The 19648-nt window shown below is 64.6% G+C and carries 19 protein-coding genes and 1 tRNA gene; 9 read left to right on the forward strand and 11 right to left on the reverse strand.

Annotation, left to right across the window (positions count from 1 at the left end):
- Nucleotides 1-11: 11 nt before the first annotated feature.
- Nucleotides 12-191, reverse strand: a complete 180-nt coding sequence (locus XI04_RS31845; protein ID WP_028140481.1) for a hypothetical protein — start codon at nt 189-191, stop codon at nt 12-14.
- A 389-nt stretch (nt 192-580) separates the two neighbouring features.
- Here XI04_RS31845 and XI04_RS31850 point away from each other — a divergent pair, with 389 nt between their 5' ends.
- Nucleotides 581-1387: a transglutaminase-like domain-containing protein gene (locus tag XI04_RS31850; RefSeq protein WP_271610701.1), complete on the forward strand. Its 807-nt coding sequence runs from the start codon at nt 581-583 to the stop codon at nt 1385-1387.
- Nucleotides 1387-1578, forward strand: coding sequence for a hypothetical protein (locus XI04_RS31855; RefSeq protein ID WP_271610702.1), 192 nt, complete (start codon nt 1387-1389; stop codon nt 1576-1578). The genes XI04_RS31850 and XI04_RS31855 overlap by 1 nt, the downstream gene beginning before the upstream one ends.
- Before the next feature lie 28 nt (nt 1579-1606).
- Here the strand turns inward: XI04_RS31855 and XI04_RS31860 are convergent, their stop codons facing one another.
- Nucleotides 1607-2380 (reverse strand): DUF2189 domain-containing protein, encoded by a 774-nt coding sequence (locus XI04_RS31860; RefSeq protein ID WP_028140484.1) that lies wholly within the window; start codon nt 2378-2380, stop codon nt 1607-1609.
- A gap of 240 nt (nt 2381-2620) precedes the next feature.
- Here XI04_RS31860 and XI04_RS31865 point away from each other — a divergent pair, with 240 nt between their 5' ends.
- The gene (locus XI04_RS31865) at nt 2621-4852 is read left to right on the forward strand and encodes an ATP-binding protein (protein WP_028140485.1); all 2232 of its coding nucleotides are present in this window, start codon (nt 2621-2623) and stop codon (nt 4850-4852) included.
- A 1-nt stretch (nt 4853) separates the two neighbouring features.
- Here XI04_RS31865 and XI04_RS31870 read toward each other — a convergent pair whose 3' ends face one another.
- The 7 genes from XI04_RS31870 to XI04_RS31900 form a co-directional block, all read right to left on the reverse strand.
- Nucleotides 4854-5297 carry a hypothetical protein gene (locus XI04_RS31870; RefSeq protein ID WP_028140486.1) on the reverse strand — a complete coding sequence of 148 codons (444 nt, stop codon included), beginning with the start codon at nt 5295-5297 and terminating at the stop codon, nt 4854-4856.
- A 2-nt stretch (nt 5298-5299) separates the two neighbouring features.
- The gene (locus tag XI04_RS31875; protein WP_271596191.1) at nt 5300-5686 is read right to left on the reverse strand and encodes a nuclear transport factor 2 family protein; all 387 of its coding nucleotides are present in this window, start codon (nt 5684-5686) and stop codon (nt 5300-5302) included.
- A gap of 80 nt (nt 5687-5766) precedes the next feature.
- A complete protein-coding gene (locus XI04_RS31880; RefSeq protein WP_095426765.1) occupies nt 5767-6234 on the reverse strand; it encodes a MarR family winged helix-turn-helix transcriptional regulator in 468 nt (155 codons plus the stop codon).
- 42 nt (nt 6235-6276) lie between these two features.
- On the reverse strand, nt 6277-7887 hold the full coding sequence (locus XI04_RS31885; protein ID WP_038948147.1) for an acyl-CoA synthetase: 1611 nt from the start codon (nt 7885-7887) through the stop codon (nt 6277-6279).
- A 159-nt stretch (nt 7888-8046) separates the two neighbouring features.
- Complete coding sequence (locus tag XI04_RS31890) at nt 8047-9183, reverse strand: epoxide hydrolase family protein (protein WP_028140490.1); 1137 nt, start codon at nt 9181-9183, stop codon at nt 8047-8049.
- A 127-nt stretch (nt 9184-9310) separates the two neighbouring features.
- Nucleotides 9311-9766, reverse strand: a complete 456-nt coding sequence (locus XI04_RS31895; protein ID WP_095426766.1) for a GatB/YqeY domain-containing protein — start codon at nt 9764-9766, stop codon at nt 9311-9313.
- 51 nt (nt 9767-9817) lie between these two features.
- Nucleotides 9818-10528, reverse strand: coding sequence for an alpha/beta fold hydrolase (locus tag XI04_RS31900; RefSeq protein ID WP_038948144.1), 711 nt, complete (start codon nt 10526-10528; stop codon nt 9818-9820).
- 146 nt (nt 10529-10674) lie between these two features.
- Here XI04_RS31900 and carA point away from each other — a divergent pair, with 146 nt between their 5' ends.
- Both carA and XI04_RS31910 read left to right on the forward strand, forming a co-directional pair.
- The gene (gene carA / locus XI04_RS31905; protein WP_271610703.1) at nt 10675-11865 is read left to right on the forward strand and encodes a glutamine-hydrolyzing carbamoyl-phosphate synthase small subunit; all 1191 of its coding nucleotides are present in this window, start codon (nt 10675-10677) and stop codon (nt 11863-11865) included.
- A gap of 173 nt (nt 11866-12038) precedes the next feature.
- Entirely contained in the window at nt 12039-12560 is a 522-nt protein-coding gene (locus XI04_RS31910; protein ID WP_271610704.1) for a cupin domain-containing protein, read from the forward strand.
- Between the two features lie 131 nt (nt 12561-12691).
- Here the strand turns inward: XI04_RS31910 and XI04_RS31915 are convergent, their stop codons facing one another.
- Nucleotides 12692-13216 (reverse strand): Dps family protein, encoded by a 525-nt coding sequence (locus tag XI04_RS31915; RefSeq protein ID WP_271610705.1) that lies wholly within the window; start codon nt 13214-13216, stop codon nt 12692-12694.
- 115 nt (nt 13217-13331) lie between these two features.
- Here XI04_RS31915 and XI04_RS31920 point away from each other — a divergent pair, with 115 nt between their 5' ends.
- Together XI04_RS31920 and XI04_RS31925 are read left to right on the forward strand one after the other, a co-directional pair.
- Nucleotides 13332-14033 carry a class I SAM-dependent methyltransferase gene (locus tag XI04_RS31920; protein ID WP_028140496.1) on the forward strand — a complete coding sequence of 234 codons (702 nt, stop codon included), beginning with the start codon at nt 13332-13334 and terminating at the stop codon, nt 14031-14033.
- A 54-nt stretch (nt 14034-14087) separates the two neighbouring features.
- Nucleotides 14088-14163: transfer RNA gene (locus XI04_RS31925), tRNA-OTHER, on the forward strand.
- Nucleotides 14164-14277: 114 nt separating this feature from the next.
- Here the strand turns inward: XI04_RS31925 and XI04_RS31930 are convergent.
- Nucleotides 14278-14649, reverse strand: a complete 372-nt coding sequence (locus XI04_RS31930; RefSeq protein WP_028140497.1) for an ArsR/SmtB family transcription factor — start codon at nt 14647-14649, stop codon at nt 14278-14280.
- Between the two features lie 113 nt (nt 14650-14762).
- Between XI04_RS31930 and XI04_RS31935 the strand changes: the two genes are divergently transcribed.
- Nucleotides 14763-15932, forward strand: coding sequence for an MFS transporter (locus tag XI04_RS31935; RefSeq protein ID WP_028140498.1), 1170 nt, complete (start codon nt 14763-14765; stop codon nt 15930-15932).
- A 142-nt stretch (nt 15933-16074) separates the two neighbouring features.
- Nucleotides 16075-19539: a carbamoyl-phosphate synthase large subunit gene (gene carB / locus XI04_RS31940; RefSeq protein ID WP_028140499.1), complete on the forward strand. Its 3465-nt coding sequence runs from the start codon at nt 16075-16077 to the stop codon at nt 19537-19539.
- The last annotated feature ends 109 nt before the right edge of the window (nt 19540-19648 follow it).

Raw genomic sequence — 19648 nt, forward strand, 5'->3', positions numbered from 1 at the left:
AACCTGGGCCCTCATCGTTTCTTCTTCACCAGCGGCGGATGAATCTCGTCGATCTTGCGACGGCATTCCCCTTCAGAGTCGTGCGGCCCCGAGACAAAGGTCCCGCTGACTTTGATCGCGTACCAGCCCGACTCCACGCCGAGCCGGAGCGCTTCGTCTGCCTTGACGTGCCGTGGGGAGAGCGTTTGCATCAGGTGCTTTCGGTTGGCGTTCGATCTCACATCGACCGCGATGGAATCTTCCCGTCATCGAGCGGCACGAGCCCGCCGCGCGCGGCTCAGCCGCTGAAACGGGCAATACGCCAATGGTCGTCGTTACGACGTGTCGGTTCCGCCGACGCCAGAAATGAGCCGTTCACGTCGCGCGCTTGGAGTCGTAGCGGCCTGTGTGCGCAGAGACGACCGGCCTGCCCGACATTGGCGCACCGTGCGCGCAATCACTGCAATTAGCTATCGGTTTCTCGCCCGCGCCGCGCTTTTGAAGCGCCAAATGCCGCTCGCAGGCGAATAAGGCGGTCGAAGCCTTGTGTTCGACCGCTTCGTAGCCATGTTGAGAGCTTAGCCAAGGGAAAGTGTTTCGTATGAAGCTCCGCGTCGGGTACGAGATGCTGTACGAATTCCCGCAGCCGACGCCCATGATCATGGTGTTGGGCACGCACTTCACGCGCGCCTCCGATGTGATCGTGCCCGATCTGCTGACCACCAGCCCCTCGGTGGCGATCAGTCCCTATCGCGACCTCTTCGGCAATTGGTGCAGCCGCATCGTAGCGCCAGCCGGCGCCTTCCGCCTTGCCGGCGATGGCGTCGTTGGCGACAGCGGCCTGCCCGACCCGGCGTTTCCAAAAGCGATTCAGCACGCCGTCGAAGCGCTGCCGGCCGACGCGCTCGTCTATCTGCTCGGTAGTCGCTACTGCGAGACCGATCGCCTGTCGGACATCGCGTGGAAGTTGTTCGAGCAGACGCCGCCGGGCTGGGCGCGGGTCCAGGCCATCTGCGATTTTGTTCATCGCCGCATCACGTTCGGGCATGAGCACGCGCGTGCGACCAGGACAGCCCGGGAAGCCTACGACGAAGGCAAGGGCGTATGCCGCGACTATGCCCATCTCGCCATCGCTTTCTGCCGTTGCATGAACATCCCGGCGCGTTATTGCACCGGCTACCTCAGCGACATCGGCACACCGCAGCCGTGGCCTGCGGGAGATTTCGCGGCCTGGTTCGAGGCTTTCATCGGTGGGAGCTGGCACATGTTCGATCCGCGCAACAACACGCCGCGGATTGGCCGCGTGCTGATCGCACAGGGACGCGACGCCGCAGACGTCCCGATCACCCAGACCTTCGGGCCGAATACCCTGCTCAATTTCAAGGTATGGACGGACGAGGTCGCCTGATGACAGACAGCACCGCTGCGCTCAGCGCCGATGAATTCGCGTCGCTGGCCGAGGTCGGCAAGGGCAAGGCGCAAAACGAAATTCCGCAAGGACACGGCGAACGCCTGGTCAACCTGGGTTATGCGATCAGGCGGCTCGGCGAACTCGAACTGACCTCATCCGGCGTTCGCCGCTTGGCAACGGGCGAATAGCTCGCCGCCGTCGCGCCCGGCTCCCTTCTTACGCCGCCGGCACCACCAGCCGCCGATAAAGATGCCAGGTCGCATGCCCGAGCACGGGCAGTGTCACGATCAGCCCGAGAAAGTAAGGCAGCGCCGAGACGATCAGCAGCATCACGATCACGGCGGCCCATGTGATCATCGGCAGCGGGCTCGTCACCACTGCGCGCACGCTCGTCACCATCGCCGTGACGAAATCGACCTCGCGGTCGAGCAGCAGCGGAAACGACACCACGGTCAACGAGAACAGGATCAGCGACAGCACCGCACCGACCGCATTGCCGATGCCGAGGAACAGCAGGCCTTCATTCGTGGTCAGCACCACGGTCATGAATTCCTGAAGGCTCGAGAACGAAGCGTGCAGGCCGAGCAGGAGCGCGATCAAAAGCCGCACCTGGTACATCCATATCACGAACACGAACAGCGTGACGAACGCCATCCAGCCGATCTCGCTGCGCGCGCGCACGGCCGACCAGATCGCGCCGAAGGAGACCGGCTCGCCGCGCTCACGGCGGCGGCTGACCTCATAGAGTCCGATCGCCACGAACGGCCCGATCAACGCGAAGCCGGCCGCCAGGGGATAGACGAGATAGACCATGCCGAAGGCGGTGAGGCACAGCATGATGGCGATGCCGCCAGCGGCGTAGAGCGCGCCGAAGCAGAGACCGTAGAACGGCAGCGCCTGGAAATCGCGCAGACCCTCGACCAGCGCCTCGGCGATGTCGGTCGCCGCGACGCGACGTACCACCGGATCGACCTTGCCGGAGATGGACATGAGCTCCCTCCACACATCGACGCGATCTTCGTCGCGCGCAGGCTGCGATACTAGCGCCGCCGCGCGCAGGCGCAACTTGATGCGAGCCGGCGCGAAGAATAGCGGCGAGGTAACTATGCTCGCGGTGTGAAATCCTTGACCATCAGTGCGATTTTCGCCCAATGGCTATGGACTGAGCAGACGATCGTGCCGCAAATTATACCTCCGAGCAGATACGCCTGAGAGCGGACCGCCCCACCGATGAGCCTGCGTACCCGGTTACTGATCCTCGTCATCGCCGCCATGCTCGTGCCGGCGATCCTGGTCGGGCTGCGCTTCGTGCAGAACCGGGCCAGCGAGATCGACGCGGCGCTGGCCAATCTGGCCGCATCCGCCGACGACATCGCCAGCGATCTGAACGAGAAGATCCAGGGCACCGCCCAGCTCCACTACGGTCTGGCCCGGGCCCGCGACCTCGACACGCGCGACAAGGCGGCGTGCTCGGCGTTTCTGTCGGAAGTGCGCGAAGAATACCCGCAGTTCACGGGCATCCTGACCATCGATCCCGACGGCAGCCTGTTCTGCGACTCGCTTCGGACCAACCGCACCCTCGACCTGAACGACCGTGGCTATTTCAAAGAGGTCAAGGGTCTTCAAGGCGTCGTTGCCGCAGAGCCGGTGTTCGGCCGCCTCACCGGGCTATCGGTGCTGCAGATCGCCTATCCCGTGCGATCGGAGACGGGCGCGCTGAAGTTCGTGCTGCTCGCGTCCTTCAACTTGAACAAATTCGCGGAATTTCACGACAAGCGGCTGCTCGCCGAGAAGGATATCCTGTTCGTCGACGCCAAAGGTACGGTCCTGGTCGCCCCCAAGGGCGGCGGCTGGAGCGAGCCTGTCGGCGGGACCATTGCGGGCTCCGATCTGTTCCGCTTTGCCGCAGCGCCCGATGGCGAGCCATTTCGGGAAGTCACCGACCGCGGGGGCCGCACGCAGATCTGGGGCGTTGCCCGCTCGCCCTCGATGCGCAAGGCCGGCCTCACCATCATGGTCGGACGCTCCAAGGACGGACTGGTCGCGGCGGCGAACCGCCGGCTTTACGAGGACATGGCGATTCTCGCGGTGGCCTTGCTGCTGCTCCTCGCCGGCTTATGGATCCTCACGACCGTGAGCATCGGCCGCCAGATCGGGCGGCTCGCCACCATGGCGAAGAGGCTCGCGCGCGGCGATCTCAGCGCCCGCATTCCGGAGCCCCATCCGGGCGGCGAGCTCGGCGGATTGATGAGCCTGCTCAACGGCACCGCCGAATCGCTCGAACAGCAGCGCGCCGCGATCGCGGATCTCAACCAGAAGCTCAGCCAATCCCAGAAGATGGAAGCCATGGGCCAGCTCACCGGCGGCGTGGCGCATGATTTCAACAATCTCTTGACCGTCATTCTCGGCAACTCGGAGCATCTCGCCGACCGGCTGGCGGGAAACAAGGAATTGCACCGCATTGCCGGCGACATTGCGACCGCCGCCGAGCGCGGTTCTGACCTGACGCGGAGCCTGCTCGCCTTCGCGCGCAAGCAGCCGCTGCGGCCGAGAGAGATCGACATCGCCGAGAAGGTGCTCGGCATGGAGCAGCTTCTGCGCCGGACGCTGGGCGAGCACATCGAGTGCCGCTTCGCGTTCGACCGGGATTTATGGCCGACCAGCGTCGATCCCGGCCAGCTGACGACGGCCCTGCTCAACCTCGTACTCAACGCGCGCGACGCGATGCCGGAGGGCGGCAAGCTGACGGTCGAGGTCCATAACAGCTCGCTCGGTGAATCCGACCTCGACGTCAACGGCGAGCCGCGGCCCGGCGACTATGTGATGGTGGCCGTCACCGATACCGGCAGCGGCATGAGCGCCGAGGTGGTCAGCCGCGCGTTCGAGCCGTTCTTCACGACCAAGGAGGTCGGCAAGGGGACCGGCCTGGGCCTGAGCATGGTCTACGGATTTGCACAACAGTCCGGCGGACTTGTGCAGATGCAGTCCGAGCCGGGACGAGGCAGTGTCGTCAGGCTGTTCTTTCCCCGTATCGCAACACCGCCAGGCCAGGACCTGCGCCCGGCGGAAGCGACCGTCACACAAGCGGGACACGAGACCATTCTCCTCGTCGAAGACGACGACATGGTGCGGGCCTATGTCGAGAACGAGCTCAGGACGCTGGGCTACCGGGTCATCGCCACGTCGAACGGACCGGCGGCGCTGGAGGTGCTGCGCCAGCCCGGGGACATCCAGTTGCTGTTCACCGACGTCGTCATGCCCGGCGGCATGTTCGGGCCGGAGCTTGCGAGGCAAGCAACCGGGCTGCGGCCTGATCTCAAGGTGCTCTTCACCTCCGGCTACAGCCAGACGCCCGTCAAGACACCGGACGGGGTCGGCGACGCCCGCATTCTGACCAAGCCGTTCCGGCGAAAGGATCTTGCGGCGATGCTGCGGGCCGCGCTCTCGGAGCCGTCGCGGTAGATCAGGACGCTATCGCGAGCTGGAGCGCCACTGCGAGATTGGCCGCGAACAGGCCCGCGTCGATGACGAAGATCCGGAGCATCGGCCCCTTCAACACCGGCCAGTAGGCGACCCCGACGCGTCCGCCACGCATCAGCACCGGGAGGTTATAGGCGAATTGGCTGAAATGGCAGGCCGAAAAAAACAGGAACAGCGTGAGCTGCGCCTCAACCGGCTGAAAGAAGAGCGGGCGCGCAGCCAGAAGGTAGAACGACAACACCCCTATCGGCAGGTTCATCCCGCCCAGGAACGCGACGCTGGCCGCCAGGGTTGGCGCGATCGGATTGCTGCGCTCTTCCCGCGGCAGCAAGATCTTCAGGGTGTTGGCCTGCGCAATGCTGAACTGGATGAAGGCGCCGCCGAACCACAGCGTGTTGAGGAGCAGGACGATATCCGAAAGGCGCATGGTCATTTTCCGTAAAAGGCTTCGCTGCGCACGACGCGCCCCGTATCGTCGAAATCCATGAACTCGCTGGCGCGCGTGTCTCCCAGCTGCCACCACACCGTCAGGCGTGCGATGGTGTCGTCCCAGCTCCAGCTCAGGATCCTCAGGTCCGCGCTTTCGATGTGGCCATAGGCTTTGCGCCAATAGGCGCGGATATTCTCGATGCCGGCGACGACGGGAGAACCGGTCAGCGTCAGCGCCAGAGGGCTGCGCATCTGCGCATTCTCGGCAAAATGCGCCACCACCGCGTCGATATCGACCTTGCACCAGCTCGCGCACCAGGCCGCGACGAAGCGTTCGGCGGCCACGCGATTCATTTTCTGCGCGCTCAATGGATTCTGTCCGCTCATGACACGAGCCCTCCCCGGCTCGTTGCCAGGACAGTGACAAAGCCCGCTTCTCATGTCAACTATATTGACTTTAAGAACGGTCAATTGTTGTCGGCGATCGTCCCCATGACCGCCATCCATGCCGCCGCCCCGGATGCGCCGACGCGATCGAACGCCTCGCGCAAGACCTTGCGCTCGTGGTCCGAGGCCCGTTGCTCGATGCGCTGCCCGGCGGCCGTCAGACGCAGCAGCTTGGAGCGATGCTGCTCGGGCGAGCGCTTCGACGTCACCAGCTTGCGCTCGAGCAGCAGACTGAGCGGCCGGCTCAAGGCCTGCTTGGAAATGCCGAGGACCTCGAGCAGCGAGCCGATCGCAATATCGGGCCGCCGCGCCACCACGTAGAGGATGCGATGATGCGGACGCGACAGGCCCTGCTTCGCGAGATATTCGTCCGCTTCCAGCGTCATCCCGCGCCAGCCGTAATACATGAGCTCCAGCGCCGCATCGAGATCGTGCAGCTTGTCGAGCGAAGCGCGGTGAAGTCCCGCGGCTTGAGACGTCCTGGCCATTGTCGGAAGTCAGCCCTTGTAAGAAGTCAGCCCTTGTAAGCGTCAGCCCTTGGCCCGCAGCTCGCGCCGCAGCACCTTGCCTGTCGCCGTCATCGGCAGCGTCTCGGCGAATTCGACGAACCGCGGATATTCATGCGCGGCGAGCTGCACCTTGACGAACTCCTGGATCTCGCGCGCCAGCGCGTCGGTGCCGGTAAAGCCCGGACGCAGCACGATCCAGGCCTTGATCGATTCGGTGCGGATCGGATCGGGGATGCCGACCACCGCGGCCATTGCCACCGAGGGATGCTTCATCAGCGTGTGCTCGATCTCGGACGGGCCGACGCGATAGCCGGCGGTGGTGATGACGTCGTCCTCGCGGCTGACGTACCAGAAATAGCCGTCCTCGTCCTGCACGCCGAGATCGCCGGTGAGCAGGAATTCGCCGGCATATTTCTTCGCCGTCGCCTCCGGGTTGCGCCAGTATTCGAGCATGGTGACGGGGCATGGCTGGCGCACGCCGATGATGCCCCGCTGGCCGCGCGGCAATTCTTCGCCCTTGTCGTTGACGATGCGGACGTCGAAGCCCGGCGTCGCCTTGCCCATCGAACCCGGGCGGATCGGAAACAGATTGGAGTTGCTGCCGATCACGAGATTGCACTCGGTCTGGCCGAACACCTCATGGGCGTCGATACCAAAAGTCTCGCGAACCCAACCGAGCAGTTCGCCGCCGAGCGATTCTCCGCCGGTGAAGATGCTGCGGAGCTTGACGCCCGGATGCTTCACCCCGGCCTGCCGCATCAGCTTGAGCGCGGTCGGCGGCAGGAAGACGTTGCGGACGCCAAGGTCGGCCATCATCTGCATCGCCGCCTGCGGCTCGAATTTGCGCGCGCGATGCCCGACCAGGGGGATGCCGTGATACCAGAATGCGAGCAGGCCGTTGACGAGGCCGCCGATCCAGGCCCAGTCCGCCGGCGTCCACATGAGATCGCCGGGACGCGGCAGGAAGTTGTGACACATCTCGACATTGGGGAGATGGCCTAGCACGACGCGGTGCGCATGCAGCGCGCCCTTGGGATTTCCCGTCGTGCCCGAGGTGTAGATGATCAGCGCGGGATCGTCGGCGGCGGTGTCGACGGTCGCAAAGTCCTCGGACGCGGTTTCGATCGCCGGCCAGAATGGCTTTGCGCCGGCGTGGACGGCGCCGCTCGTGACATAGATGTCCTGCAGATAGGGCAGCCGCTCGCGGATCTTCGTGAGCTTCTCCCAGCCCGCCTCATCGGTGATGATTGCCCTCGCGTGTGAATTCGACAGGCGAAATTCCAGCGCGTCCTCGCCGAACAGTGCGAACAGAGGGATCGAGACCAGGCCTGAGCGGAATGCCGCCATATGCGCGATCGGCAGCTCCAGCGATTGCGACAGGAACACCGCGACGCGGTCGCCGCGCGAAAGCCCATCCGCCTTCAGCACGTTGGCGAAGCGGCGCGACATGTCCGCGACCTCGTCGAAGGAGGTTCGCGTGGTGGCGCCGTTCTCGTCGACATAGATCAGCGCGAGCCGGCCGGTGCCGTCGGCATGCCGATCGCAGCATGCTTCCGCCATGTTGAAGCGCGCCGGGATGTCCCAGCGGAAGTTGCGAGTGAGTTCGTCGTAGGTTGCGGCTTCGGTCAGCATGGGCTTGGATCGTTTCCGTCAGTCTCGGTCATGGCCGGCAAAAGCGCAAAGCGCGTCTTCGCGATCAAGTCCCGGCCATCCACGCTCTTCTTGCTTCACTGCTAGTCTAAGGCCGTGGATGCCCGGGACAAGCCCGGGCATGACGTTTGAGGGGACCCTTCACCGCACCGTCGCAAAGAACTTCCTGACATCGCGCACGAACAGCTCCGGCTGCTCGAACGCGGCGAAATGGCCGCCCTTCTCCATCTCGCTCCAATGCGTGATGTCATGGAAGTTCGGTTCCATCCAGCGTCGCACCGGCGTGATGATCTCCTTGGGGAACGCGGCGACGCCCGTCGGCACCTTGACGACAGGCGTGGTGCGGCGTTTGCCAAAGCTCTCCCAGTAGAGCCGCGCCGAGGAGGTCGCCGTCTCCGTCACCCAGTACAGCATGACGTTGTCGAGTAACTCGTCCCTGGTGAAGATGTTCTCGGGATGGCCGTCGCAATCGGTCCAGGCCCAGAATTTCTCCAGAATCCAGGCCGCCTGCCCGCTCGGCGAATCCGTGAGGCCATAGCCGAGCGTCTGCGGGCGCGTCGATTGCTGCTTGGAGTAGCCGGAGTCGAGATCGACGTAATGCTTGAGGCCGGCGAGCGCTCGCTTCTCCTCCGCGGTCGGCTCGCCCTCCATGCGCGGCGGCGAGTTGAAGGACAGCGTGATGTGAATGCCGGCGCAGTGCGCCGCATCCTGCGCACCGAGCGAGGCCGTCACCGCCGAGCCCCAGTCGCCGCCTTGCGCGCCGTAGCGCGCATAGCCGAGCCGCTCCATCAGCTTCGCCCAGGTCGCGGCGATGCGGTCGACGCCCCAGCCGGTGGCCTTCGGCTTGGCGGAGAAGCCGAAGCCCGGCAGCGAGGGACAGACGACGTGAAACGCGTCCGCGGGATTGCCGCCATGCGCGACCGGATCGACCAGCGGCGCGATCACCTTCTGGAATTCGACGATCGAACCCGGCCAGCCATGGGTGATGATCAGCGGCAGCGCGTTTGGCTCTTTCGAGCGCACATGCGAGAAATGAATGTCGAGCCCGTCGATCTCGGTGGTGAACTGTTCGAAGCGGTTGAGCTTTGCCTCGCGCGCCCGCCAGTCGTAGCCATCGGCCCAATAGGTGCAGACCTCCTGAATCCACTTCAGCGGCGCGCCTTGGCTCCAGTCGTCAACCAGCTCCGCCTCCGGCCAGCGCGTGCGGGTGAGACGCGACTTGAGATCGGAGAGAATGTCGTCGCTGATGGCGATGCGGAACGGTTTGATGGCGGTCATTGGCTGCCTCCCTTCTTCTTCTTGTCATTCCGGGGCGCGCGTAGCGCGAGCCCGGAATCCATTAAGCAACGGACTCAGCAGCGCGATGGATTCCGGGTTCACGCTACGCGTGCCCCGGAATGACGACTTAGCCCGACAGCGCCGCCTTCACCAAACCGCTGGCCTTGCCGAAATCCATCTGTCCGGCATACTTGACGCGCAGCACGGCGATCACCTTGCCCATGTCCTTCATGCCGGCGGCGCCGGTTTCAGTGATCGCGTCCGCGATCGCCTTCTTCACCTCGTCGTCGGCCATCTGCTTCGGCAGATACGCCGAGATCACTGCGATCTCCTCGCGCTCCTGGGCCGCAAGCTCGGCGCGGCCGCCTTTTTCGTAGAGCTCGACCGACTCCTGCCGCTGCTTGATCATCTTCTGAAAGACGCCGAGCAGGTCGGCGTCCGACAACGGCGGCTTGCCCTGCCCGCGCGCATCGATGTCGGCATTCTTGATGGTCGAATTGACCATGCGCAGCGTGGACAGCTTGCGCTCGTCCTTGGCCTTCATGGCCTCCTTGACCGCATTGTTGATGTCGTCGCGCAACATGATCGTGATCCCTTCGAATATCTGACGCCTGATCTAGGCCGTTCGCGGCCCCTAGACAACCTCGGTTCCAAGCCATTCGGTCAAGGCCCGCACTGTCGCTTGCGGCTGCTCGGCTTGCGGCAAGTGCCCGCAGCGATCGAGGACTTTGAGCCTAGCGCCGGCGATGCCCTCGGCCATCTCCCTGGAGAGAGCGTTCGGGATGGTGTTGTCAGCATCGCCCGTCAACACCAGCGTCGGGCATTTGATCGCTGCAAGCGTCGGGCGCGAATCCACCCGTGCGATGATCGCGGTCTGCTGCCGCAGATAGCCCTCGACACCGACATCCTCGTCCTGCGCATGCACCAGCTTGAGAATATCGGCATCATCGCGCCGCGACGGATGCACGAGCTCCGGAAAACTCTCCTCGCGGATTGCGCGGAGCTCGCCGCGCCGGGCGCGCTCCATCAGGCCGCGGCGGCGCACGGTCGCCTCCGGGGTGTCGGGCCGCGCCTGGGTGTTGATCAACGCGAGCTTGGCCACCCGCTCGGGCGCCTGGCGCATGATCTCGAATGCGATGTAGCCGCCCATGGAATGGCCAGCGAGCGCGAAGCGCGGCGGGGCCTCGCTCAGCACGCGGGCGGCGATCGCCGCCATGCTGTCGTCGCGGATATGGTTGGCAACCATGACCGGGCCGAAGCGCCACAGCGCCGGGATGACAGGGGCATAGATCCGGGCCGAGGAGGCCAGCCCCGGAACCAACAGAATCGGGGTGGTCTGGTCCATTATTGCCTCGCAAGCCCAGGAATTTGCCGGAAATTGTGCGGCCAAGCTTAGGAGCCCGAGACGGGCTGTCAAATATGCAAAAACGCATGTGAATCGGCGCATCTGCGCTTTGACGGGGGCGTCCGGCAGGCTTATGAAACGCGCTCATGACACAACATGACAACGATCCCGCCTGGCCGGACCATAAACCGACCGCGCTCCTCGTGCTCGCCGATGGCACCGTGCTCGAAGGCTTTGGCCTCGGCGCCGAAGGCCACGCCGTTGGTGAAGTCTGCTTCAACACCGCGATGACCGGCTATGAGGAGATCCTCACCGATCCCTCCTATGCCGGCCAGCTCATCACCTTCACCTTCCCGCATATCGGCAATGTCGGTACCAACGAGGAAGACATCGAGACGGTGAACATGGCCGCGACGCCGGGCGCGCGCGGCGTGATCCTGCGCACCGCGATCACCGATCCCTCGAACTACCGCGCCACCAAGCATCTCGACCACTGGCTGAAGGCGCGCGGCATCATCGGCCTCTCCGGCATCGACACCCGCGCCCTGACCGCGCTGATCCGCAGCAAGGGCATGCCCAACGCCGTGATCGCGCACGCCAGGAACGGCGAGTTCGACCTGCATGGGTTGAAGGAAGAGGCGCGCGAATGGCCGGGCCTCGAGGGCATGGACCTCGTGCCGATGGTCACCTCGGGCCAGCGCTTCACCTGGGACGAGACGCCGTGGCTGTGGGACAAGGGCTTTGGCCGTCAGGACAAGGCTGAGTTCAACGTCGTCGCCATCGACTACGGCATCAAGCGCAACATCCTGCGCCTGCTCGCCGGCGTCGGCTGCAAGGTGACGGTGGTGCCGGCGACGACCTCGTCCGAAGACATTCTGGCGATGAAGCCGGACGGCGTGTTCCTGTCGAACGGTCCCGGCGATCCGGCCGCGACCGGCAAATATGCCGTGCCCGTGATCCGGGACGTCATCAAGTCGGGCACGCCGACCTTCGGCATTTGCCTTGGCCACCAGATGCTCGGCCTCGCCGTCGGCGCGAAGACGAAGAAGATGCATCAGGGCCATCACGGCGCCAACCACCCCGTGAAGGACGAGACCACCGGCAAGGTCGAGATCACCTCGATGAACCACGGCTTTGCGGTCGACGAGACCACGCTGCCGAAGGGCGCGACGCAGACCCACATCTCGCTGTTCGACGGCTCCAATTGCGGCATCCAGCTCGACGGCAAGCCGGTGTTCTCGGTGCAGTACCACCCGGAAGCATCGCCCGGCCCGCGCGACTCGCACTATCTGTTCCAGCGTTTTGCGGATCTGATGCGTCAGAAGAAGAGCGCGTAAGACGCGCGCTCTCATGCCCCCGCTGAACCGGGGCCTACCACTCGCGGCTCTCTGGGTCCCGGCTCTGCGCCGCAGCGTTGCACGCTGCAGCGCGTCCGGGACAGGTGACCCGTTGAGGAACACCTCCACACGATAGAATGTTGTCCCGCTGTCTTTTGCAGCCGGAGCCCGCCATGTCCGTCGTCCGCGACAAGGCCGAGCCGCTCGCCATCGTGTTCGAGGATGATGGGCTCGTGCCGAACAACATCCGCCCCTTCCTGGTCTACCAGGGTGCGGTGAAGCTCGACCCGAAGCAGCCGGAAGAGACCATCGAGAACCTGTTCGAAGCGAACGGCTGGGGCGGGACGTGGCGCAACGGTGTCTACGATTATCTGCATTACCACGCGACGGTGCATGAGGTGCTCGGCGTGGCGCGCGGCAGCGCCCGCGTCCGCTTCGGCGGCGACCATGGTCAGGAGCTCGAGATCAAGGCGGGTGATGTCGCGATCCTGCCGGCCGGCACCGGACATCAATGCATCAGGGCGAGCGAGGATTTCTGCGTGATCGGCGCCTATCCGCCCGGCGCGAAGATGGAGATAACGCGCGCAACGCCGGACAACCACGCCAAGGCGCTGAAGACGATTCCACAAGTCGCGCTGCCGCCGGCTGATCCCGTGACGGGCAAGGATGGGGCGTTAATGCGGTTGTGGGGGTAGCCATAAAGGCGGTGCCGTAGGGTGGGCAAAGCGAAGCGTGCCCACCATCCGATTCGAGCCATAATGAGATCGTGGGCACGGCGCGCGAGAGCGCGCCTTTGCTCACCCTACGAACGCTACGGCAGTTCGCCCTACGCCTCGTTGCCGCCTTCCTGCCGCGTGGCCTCGAACAGGAACCACGTCCGGCGCTCGGTCTCGTCGATGAACACTTCCAAAATGCTGGCGCTGGCGACATCGCCGGCGTCGTCGCAGACGTCGTGCGCTTTGCGCATCGCGGCCGCGACGTGCTTGTTGTCCTGCATCAGTTCGCGCAGCATCTCGCGCGGCGGGACGTAGTCCTCGTTGTTGTCCTTGATGGTCTGGAGCTTTGCGACCTGGCCGATCGACTTCAGCGTGGTGCCGCCGATCTTGCGGACGCGCTCGGCGAGTTGGTCGGTGGTGGCGAAAATCTGGTCGGACTGCTCGTCGAGCAGCAGATGATAGTCGCGGAAGTGGCGGCCGCTGATGTGCCAGTGGAAATTCTTGGTCTTCAGATACAGCGCGAAGGCGTCGGCCAGAAGTACGTTGAGCGCCTCCGAGACCTTCTTGACCCCGTCGGGCGACAGGTCGGTGGGGGTATCGAGATCGGGCGAGACCTTGTTGTTGGTTTTGCTCACGGGAAGCCTTCCTGTTAGGACGCGGCCATTGACGGCGCGCCGTCGCACCCCTAACGCAAGGCGGGCAGCGCCGGTTCCTTGACGGGAACCGTTTGGGCCGGGACCTTCGAATACCATGGACGATTGGATCGATTATTACGACTCGACGCATACGATCTATGTCAGCAAGCTGCATCGCGACTTGCACTTCCAGATCATCGCGCGGGACATCATCGGCTACATCTCCTCGCCGGACGCGACGGTGCTGGACTATGCCTGCGGCGAGGCGCTGTCGGCGAGCCAGGTGGCTGGTAGCTGCGGCAAGCTGATCCTCGCCGAGCCCGCGCCGGGCGTGCGCGGCCGGCTGATCGCGCGGTTTGCCCCGAACACCAAGATCCGCGTCCGCTCGCTCGACGATGTCCGCAAGATGCAGGACCAGTCGATCGATCTCGTCGTGATGAACTCGGTCGCGCAATACATGGCGCCGGAGGAGCTCGACGCCGCGCTCCTCACCATCCGCCGTATCCTGAAGCCCTCCGGCAAGCTGGTGCTGGGGGACATCCTCCAGCCCAATGTCGGCATGGTCAGGGACGTCATGGCGCTGCTCGGCTTCGGCCTGCGCCACGGTTTCTTGAAGGACGCGCTGGTCGGGCTCATCAGCACCGCGCTGTCCGATTACCGACATCTGCGCACGCGCATCGGGCTCCAGCGCTACAGCGAGGAGGAGATCACCGCCAAGCTGAGAGCGGCCGGGTTCGCGGTCCAGCGCGCCCACACCAATATCGGCCATAATCGCTGGCGCATGACCTTCGTCGCGCGGCCGCCTCTGGTTCGTTAAGCATAACAATTAGCCGTTGTAGCTTGTCGCACTGCAATCGGTAATGATCGCCGTGGCCCGGTGGCGGAAGCGTCTACGCGAGGGCGGTGCAACGCTCTACATCCTGGTTCAAATCCAGGCCGGGTCTCCACGCTTCGCCCCTTCGGGCTACGCGTGGCGCAGCCACGCTTGACCCGAAGGGGCGAAGCGTGTCCGGCGTAGCTGGAGCGCAGCGGAAGCGTAGACGGACTGCCCGGCGCAAACCTCAACCTGCCTCCACCACTTCACACTCAGCCATCAGCTGAAGCCGCTCCGCATCCTTGCTCGCGGACTTGATCACCGCATCGAGCAGGCCGGGAAAACGCGCGTCCAGATCCTCACGGCGCAGCCGCATGAAGCGGTTGGTGCCGGCCACGCGCGTCTGCATCAGGCCGCATTCGCGCAGCTTGGCGAAGTGATAGGCGAGGTTGGACTTGCCCGCGAGCCCGTTGAAGTCGCCGCAGCAGAGCTCGCTGCTGACACGTTCCTGCTGGGCAAGCTGGTAGACGATGGCGAGCCGGATCGGATCGCTCAGGCAATCCAGCACCATCGGCAATTCGATCTGCTCGCGGGTCGGGTGGAGAGGTGTGCGGCTCATGACCCGGGAATCATAGCGAAGCGGCCGCAATGTTCAATAGTTCTTGAACCAATTGACTTACAAACCACCGTATCCAATAGTTCAATAAACGTTGAACATAGGGATATCGTCCAATGAGCGTATTCTGGCTGGCCCTGGCGGCCTTTGCGATCGGCACCGAAGGCTTTGTCATCGCGGGTCTTTTGCCCGGCATCGCCGCCGATTTGCAGATTTCGGTCTCCGCCGCCGGCCAATTGGTCACGGCCTACGCCCTCACCTATGCCGTGGGCTCGCCGATCCTGGCCGTCGCGCTGAACAATATCGACCGCCGAACCGTGCTGGCCCTGGCGCTGGCGACCTTCATCGCCGGAAATCTCGCCGCGATGGTGGCTTCCAGCTACGCCCTGCTGCTGGCTTCGCGGATGCTGATGGCGCTGGGCTCCGGGCTTTGCATGCCGACGGCGCTCGCGGTGTCCGTGGCGGTCGCCTCGCCCGAACGGCGCGGCCGAGCGGTGGCGCTGGTCACGTCGGGCCTGACGGTCGCGACTGTCATTGGCGTTCCCCTCGGCAACCTCGTCGGCAGCCTCCTCGGCTGGCGCGCGACCTTTGCGATGGTCGCCATGATAGGCACCGTCGCGCTCGCCGGTCTGCTGCTCGGCCTGCCCCGCGGCCTGCCGCGCAACACGGCCTCGCTCGGCGAACGGCTGGCGGTGGCGCGTCACAGCAATGTCCTGGTCGCGCTTGTGATCACGATCCTATGGGCGCTCGGCGGCTTCACCGTGTTCACCTATTTCGCGGTTCCGCTGCGCGGCCTCGGCTTCGATGCGTCGCAAATCAGCCTTGCATTGCTGGTGTTTGGCGGCGCGGCCGCGATCGGGAACATGTTCGGAGGCTTACTTGCCGACCGACTCGGTACGCTCGCCACCGTGGGCCTCGGCCTCGCCGGGATGGCAGCTGCACTGATCCTTCACTCGGTGGTCCTGAAGCTGATGCCGGGCCAGGCGCACTATGCGGTGCTGGGCACGATCTTCCTCTGGGGCATCTCGGGCTGGGCATTCTACCCGGCCCAGGTCTCCAGCATCATCCGGATCGAGCCGCAGGCCTCGATGATCGCGCTCTCGCTCAACGCCTCCGCCATGTATCTCGGCTTCGCCATCGGCGGGGCATTGGGCGGGGCGGTGCTGGCCACCCTCTCGCCGAACGACCTCGGCTGGATCGGTGGAATGAGCGTTGCGGCCTCACTTCTGGTGCATCTCGCCCGTGGCTGGCAGGCCAGGCCAAAACCCGTCAAAATTGCCGGTTGATGGGCGTTTTTCGGGGTTTCGCCGCCCCGGAATCTGGTCTAAGACCCACCCGCGCGCGAGGGAGACCACCGCGCTCTCGGCCAAAGGGACGCGCAGGAGCGCGCCCTTTTTTTGTGCCCAAATTCCAGTCCGGCGAGAGTTGATGCCCAAACGTACAGACATCACCACCATCCTGATCATCGGCGCAGGTCCCATCGTGATCGGCCAGGCCTGCGAGTTCGACTATTCGGGCACCCAGGCGGTGAAGACGCTGAAGGAAGAGGGCTATCGCATCGTCCTCGTCAATTCCAACCCGGCCACCATCATGACCGATCCGGAATTGGCCGATGCGACCTATATCGAGCCGATCACGCCCGAGATCGTCGCCAAGATCATCGAGAAAGAACGTCACGTCATTCCCGGCGGCTTCGCCCTGCTGCCGACCATGGGTGGACAGACCGCGCTGAACTGCGCGCTGTCGCTGCGCCAGCAGGGCACGCTGGAGAAGTTCGACGTCGAGATGATCGGTGCCACCGCCGACGCGATCGACAAGGCCGAGGATCGCCAGCTGTTCCGCGAGGCCATGACCAAGATCGGTCTCGAGACGCCGAAGTCGCGGCTCGCCAATGCCTCCGCCCTGAAGAAGTCCTTCCGCGACAAGCGTCAGGCTGAACGCGAAAAGCTCTCGGGCGCGGCCCTCGAAGAGCACGATCGGCAGTGGACGCTGGGCGAAAGCGACCGCCGCAAGCGCTATCAGGAATATGCGCTGGGCCAGGCCATGATGGCGCTGTCCGAGATCGGCCTGCCCGCGATCATCCGCCCCTCCTTCACCATGGGCGGCACCGGCGGCGGCATCGCCTACAACAAGGAAGAGTTCCTCGACATCATCGAGCGCGGCTTAGACGCGTCTCCCACCAACGAAGTGCTGATCGAAGAATCCGTGCTCGGCTGGAAAGAGTACGAGATGGAGGTGGTGCGCGACAAGAAGGACAATTGCATCATCGTCTGCTCGATCGAGAACCTCGATCCGATGGGCGTGCACACCGGCGATTCCATCACGGTGGCGCCGGCCCTGACGCTGACCGACAAGGAATACCAGATCATGCGCGACGCCTCGCTGGCGGTGCTGCGCGAGATCGGCGTCGAGACCGGCGGCTCCAACGTGCAGTTCGGCGTCAATCCCGAGGACGGCCGCATGGTCGTTATCGAGATGAACCCGCGCGTGTCGCGCTCCTCCGCTCTGGCTTCGAAGGCCACCGGCTTTCCGATCGCCAAGGTCGCAGCCAAGCTCGCGGTCGGCTACACGCTCGACGAGATCGCCAACGACATCACCGGCGGCGCCACGCCGGCCTCGTTCGAGCCGACCATCGACTATGTCGTCACCAAGGTGCCGCGCTTCGCCTTCGAGAAATTCCCCGGCGCCTCCACCACGCTGACCACGTCGATGAAGTCGGTCGGCGAAGTCATGGCGATCGGCCGCACCTTCCAGGAAAGCCTCCAGAAGGCGCTGCGCGGGCTCGAGACCGGACTGACCGGCCTCGACGAGATCGAGATCGAAGGTCTCGGCCGCGACGACGACAAGAATGCGATCCGCGCCGCGCTCGGCACGCCGACGCCGAACCGGCTGCTCCAGGTCGCCCAGGCGATGCGGCTCGGCTGGTCGAACGAGGAGATCTTCAACTCCTGCAAGATCGACCCGTGGTTCCTCAGCGAGATGCGCGGCATCGTCGACATGGAGGAGAAGGTCCGCAAGAACGGCCTGCCGGGCAATGCCTTCGGCATGCGCACGCTCAAGGCCATGGGCTTCTCCGATGCGCGGCTGGCGGTGCTTGCCGAGACGACGGAAGCCGAGGTCACCGCGAAGCGCCACGCGCTCGACGTTCGCCCGGTGTACAAGCGCATCGACACCTGCGCGGCCGAATTCGCCTCGCCGACCGCCTATATGTATTCGACCTATGAGGCGTTGTTCGCCGGCGCACCGGCGGACGAGAGCACGCCATCCGACAAGAAGAAGGTCATCATTCTCGGCGGCGGACCGAACCGCATCGGCCAGGGCATCGAGTTCGACTATTGCTGCTGTCACGCCTGCTTCGCGCTGCACGATGCCGGCTACGAATCCATCATGGTCAACTGCAACCCGGAGACGGTGTCGACCGACTACGACACCGCCGACCGGCTCTATTTCGAGCCGCTCACTGCCGAGGACGTGCTGGAGATCATCGCCAAGGAGCGCACGAATGGCACGCTGCACGGCGTGATCGTGCAGTTCGGCGGCCAGACCCCGCTGAAGCTCGCGCGCGCCCTGGAGGCCGCCGAAGTGCCGATCCTCGGCACCTCGCCTGATGCCATCGACCTTGCCGAAGACCGCGACCGCTTCAAGCGCGTGCTCGACAAGCTCCGTCTCAAGCAGCCGAAGAACGGCATCGCCTATTCGGTCGAGCAGGCAAGGCTCGTCTCCGCCGATCTCGGCCTGCCGCTTGTGGTGCGCCCGTCCTACGTGCTCGGCGGCCGCGCGATGCAGATCATCCGCGAGGAGAACCAGCTCAACGACTATCTGCTCGGCACACTGCCGGAGCTGGTGCCGGCCGACGTCAAGGCACGCTATCCGAACGACAAGACCGGGCAGATCAACACCGTGCTCGGCAAGAACCCGCTGCTGTTCGACCGCTATCTCTCGGACGCAATCGAGATCGACGTCGACTGCCTCTGCGACGGCAAGGACACCTTCATCGTCGGCATCATGGAGCACATCGAGGAAGCCGGCATCCATTCCGGCGACAGCGCCTGCTCGCTACCGGCGCATTCGCTCGAGCCTGAGATGATCGAGGAGCTGGAGCGGCAGACCCGCGAGCTCGCGCTCGGCCTCGACGTCGTCGGCCTGATGAACGTGCAATACGCCATCAAGGACGGCGAGATCTACGTGCTCGAGGTCAATCCGCGCGCCTCGCGCACCGTGCCCTTCGTCGCCAAGGTGGTCGGAACGCCGGTCGCGAAGATCGCCGCGCGCATCATGGCCGGCGAGAAGCTCGCCGATTTCAAGCTGAAGAAGGCAAAGCTCAAGCACGTCGGCGTCAAGGAATCGGTATTCCCGTTCGCGCGCTTCCCCGGCGTCGACACGGTGCTCGGCCCCGAGATGCGCTCGACCGGCGAGGTCATGGGCATCGACCGCAATTTCGAGGTCGCCTTCGCCAAGAGCCAGCTCGGCGGCGGCACGCGAGTACCGCGCAAGGGCACGGTGTTCGTCTCGGTGCGCGAGAGCGACAAGACGCGCATCGCCGAGGCGGTCCGCGAACTGCATTCGCTCGGCTTCAAGGTGTTGGCGACCTCGGGCACCCAGCGCTTCCTGACCGACCAGGGCATCCCGACCGAGAAGGTGAACAAGGTGCTGGAGGGCCGGCCGCACATCGTCGACGCCATTACCAATGGCGACGTCCAGCTCGTCTTCAACACCACCGAAGGCCCGCAGGCGCTCGCCGACAGCCGTTCGCTGCGGCGCGCGGCCCTCTTGCATAAAGTGCCGTATTACACCACTCTTTCCGGGGCCGTGGCGGCCGCGCAGGGCATCCGCGCCTATCTCGGCGGGGACCTTGAGGTTCGTACCCTGCAGAGCTACTTTTCGGAAACCTGATCGCGAGCGGACGGCCGAGCCTTAAGGGTTAAGCCATCCGTTAAGTGATTGGCAATGAAGCCACAATGGCCGGAGGAACTGTCCGGCCATGGTGGTTGTTCTGTTCCGG

Source organism: Bradyrhizobium sp. CCBAU 11430, assembly GCF_028128855.1.
Classification (GTDB): Bacteria; Pseudomonadota; Alphaproteobacteria; order Rhizobiales; family Xanthobacteraceae; genus Bradyrhizobium; species Bradyrhizobium ottawaense.

What these genes read in the sequence shown, in the direction of transcription:
- XI04_RS31845 (WP_028140481.1), bottom strand. Translation starts at nt 191, where the DNA reads ATGCAAACGCTCTCCCCACGGCACGTCAAGGCAGACGAAGCGCTCCGG.
- XI04_RS31850 (WP_271610701.1), top strand. Translation starts at nt 581, where the DNA reads ATGAAGCTCCGCGTCGGGTACGAGATGCTGTACGAATTCCCGCAGCCG.
- XI04_RS31855 (WP_271610702.1), top strand. Translation starts at nt 1,387, where the DNA reads ATGACAGACAGCACCGCTGCGCTCAGCGCCGATGAATTCGCGTCGCTG.
- XI04_RS31860 (WP_028140484.1), bottom strand. Translation starts at nt 2,380, where the DNA reads ATGTCCATCTCCGGCAAGGTCGATCCGGTGGTACGTCGCGTCGCGGCG.
- XI04_RS31865 (WP_028140485.1), top strand. Translation starts at nt 2,621, where the DNA reads ATGAGCCTGCGTACCCGGTTACTGATCCTCGTCATCGCCGCCATGCTC.
- XI04_RS31870 (WP_028140486.1), bottom strand. Translation starts at nt 5,297, where the DNA reads ATGCGCCTTTCGGATATCGTCCTGCTCCTCAACACGCTGTGGTTCGGC.
- XI04_RS31875 (WP_271596191.1), bottom strand. Translation starts at nt 5,686, where the DNA reads ATGAGCGGACAGAATCCATTGAGCGCGCAGAAAATGAATCGCGTGGCC.
- XI04_RS31880 (WP_095426765.1), bottom strand. Translation starts at nt 6,234, where the DNA reads ATGGCCAGGACGTCTCAAGCCGCGGGACTTCACCGCGCTTCGCTCGAC.
- XI04_RS31885 (WP_038948147.1), bottom strand. Translation starts at nt 7,887, where the DNA reads ATGCTGACCGAAGCCGCAACCTACGACGAACTCACTCGCAACTTCCGC.
- XI04_RS31890 (WP_028140490.1), bottom strand. Translation starts at nt 9,183, where the DNA reads ATGACCGCCATCAAACCGTTCCGCATCGCCATCAGCGACGACATTCTC.
- XI04_RS31895 (WP_095426766.1), bottom strand. Translation starts at nt 9,766, where the DNA reads ATGTTGCGCGACGACATCAACAATGCGGTCAAGGAGGCCATGAAGGCC.
- XI04_RS31900 (WP_038948144.1), bottom strand. Translation starts at nt 10,528, where the DNA reads ATGGACCAGACCACCCCGATTCTGTTGGTTCCGGGGCTGGCCTCCTCG.
- carA (WP_271610703.1), top strand. Translation starts at nt 10,675, where the DNA reads ATGACACAACATGACAACGATCCCGCCTGGCCGGACCATAAACCGACC.
- XI04_RS31910 (WP_271610704.1), top strand. Translation starts at nt 12,039, where the DNA reads ATGTCCGTCGTCCGCGACAAGGCCGAGCCGCTCGCCATCGTGTTCGAG.
- XI04_RS31920 (WP_028140496.1), top strand. Translation starts at nt 13,332, where the DNA reads ATGGACGATTGGATCGATTATTACGACTCGACGCATACGATCTATGTC.
- XI04_RS31930 (WP_028140497.1), bottom strand. Translation starts at nt 14,649, where the DNA reads ATGAGCCGCACACCTCTCCACCCGACCCGCGAGCAGATCGAATTGCCG.
- XI04_RS31935 (WP_028140498.1), top strand. Translation starts at nt 14,763, where the DNA reads ATGAGCGTATTCTGGCTGGCCCTGGCGGCCTTTGCGATCGGCACCGAA.
- carB (WP_028140499.1), top strand. Translation starts at nt 16,075, where the DNA reads ATGCCCAAACGTACAGACATCACCACCATCCTGATCATCGGCGCAGGT.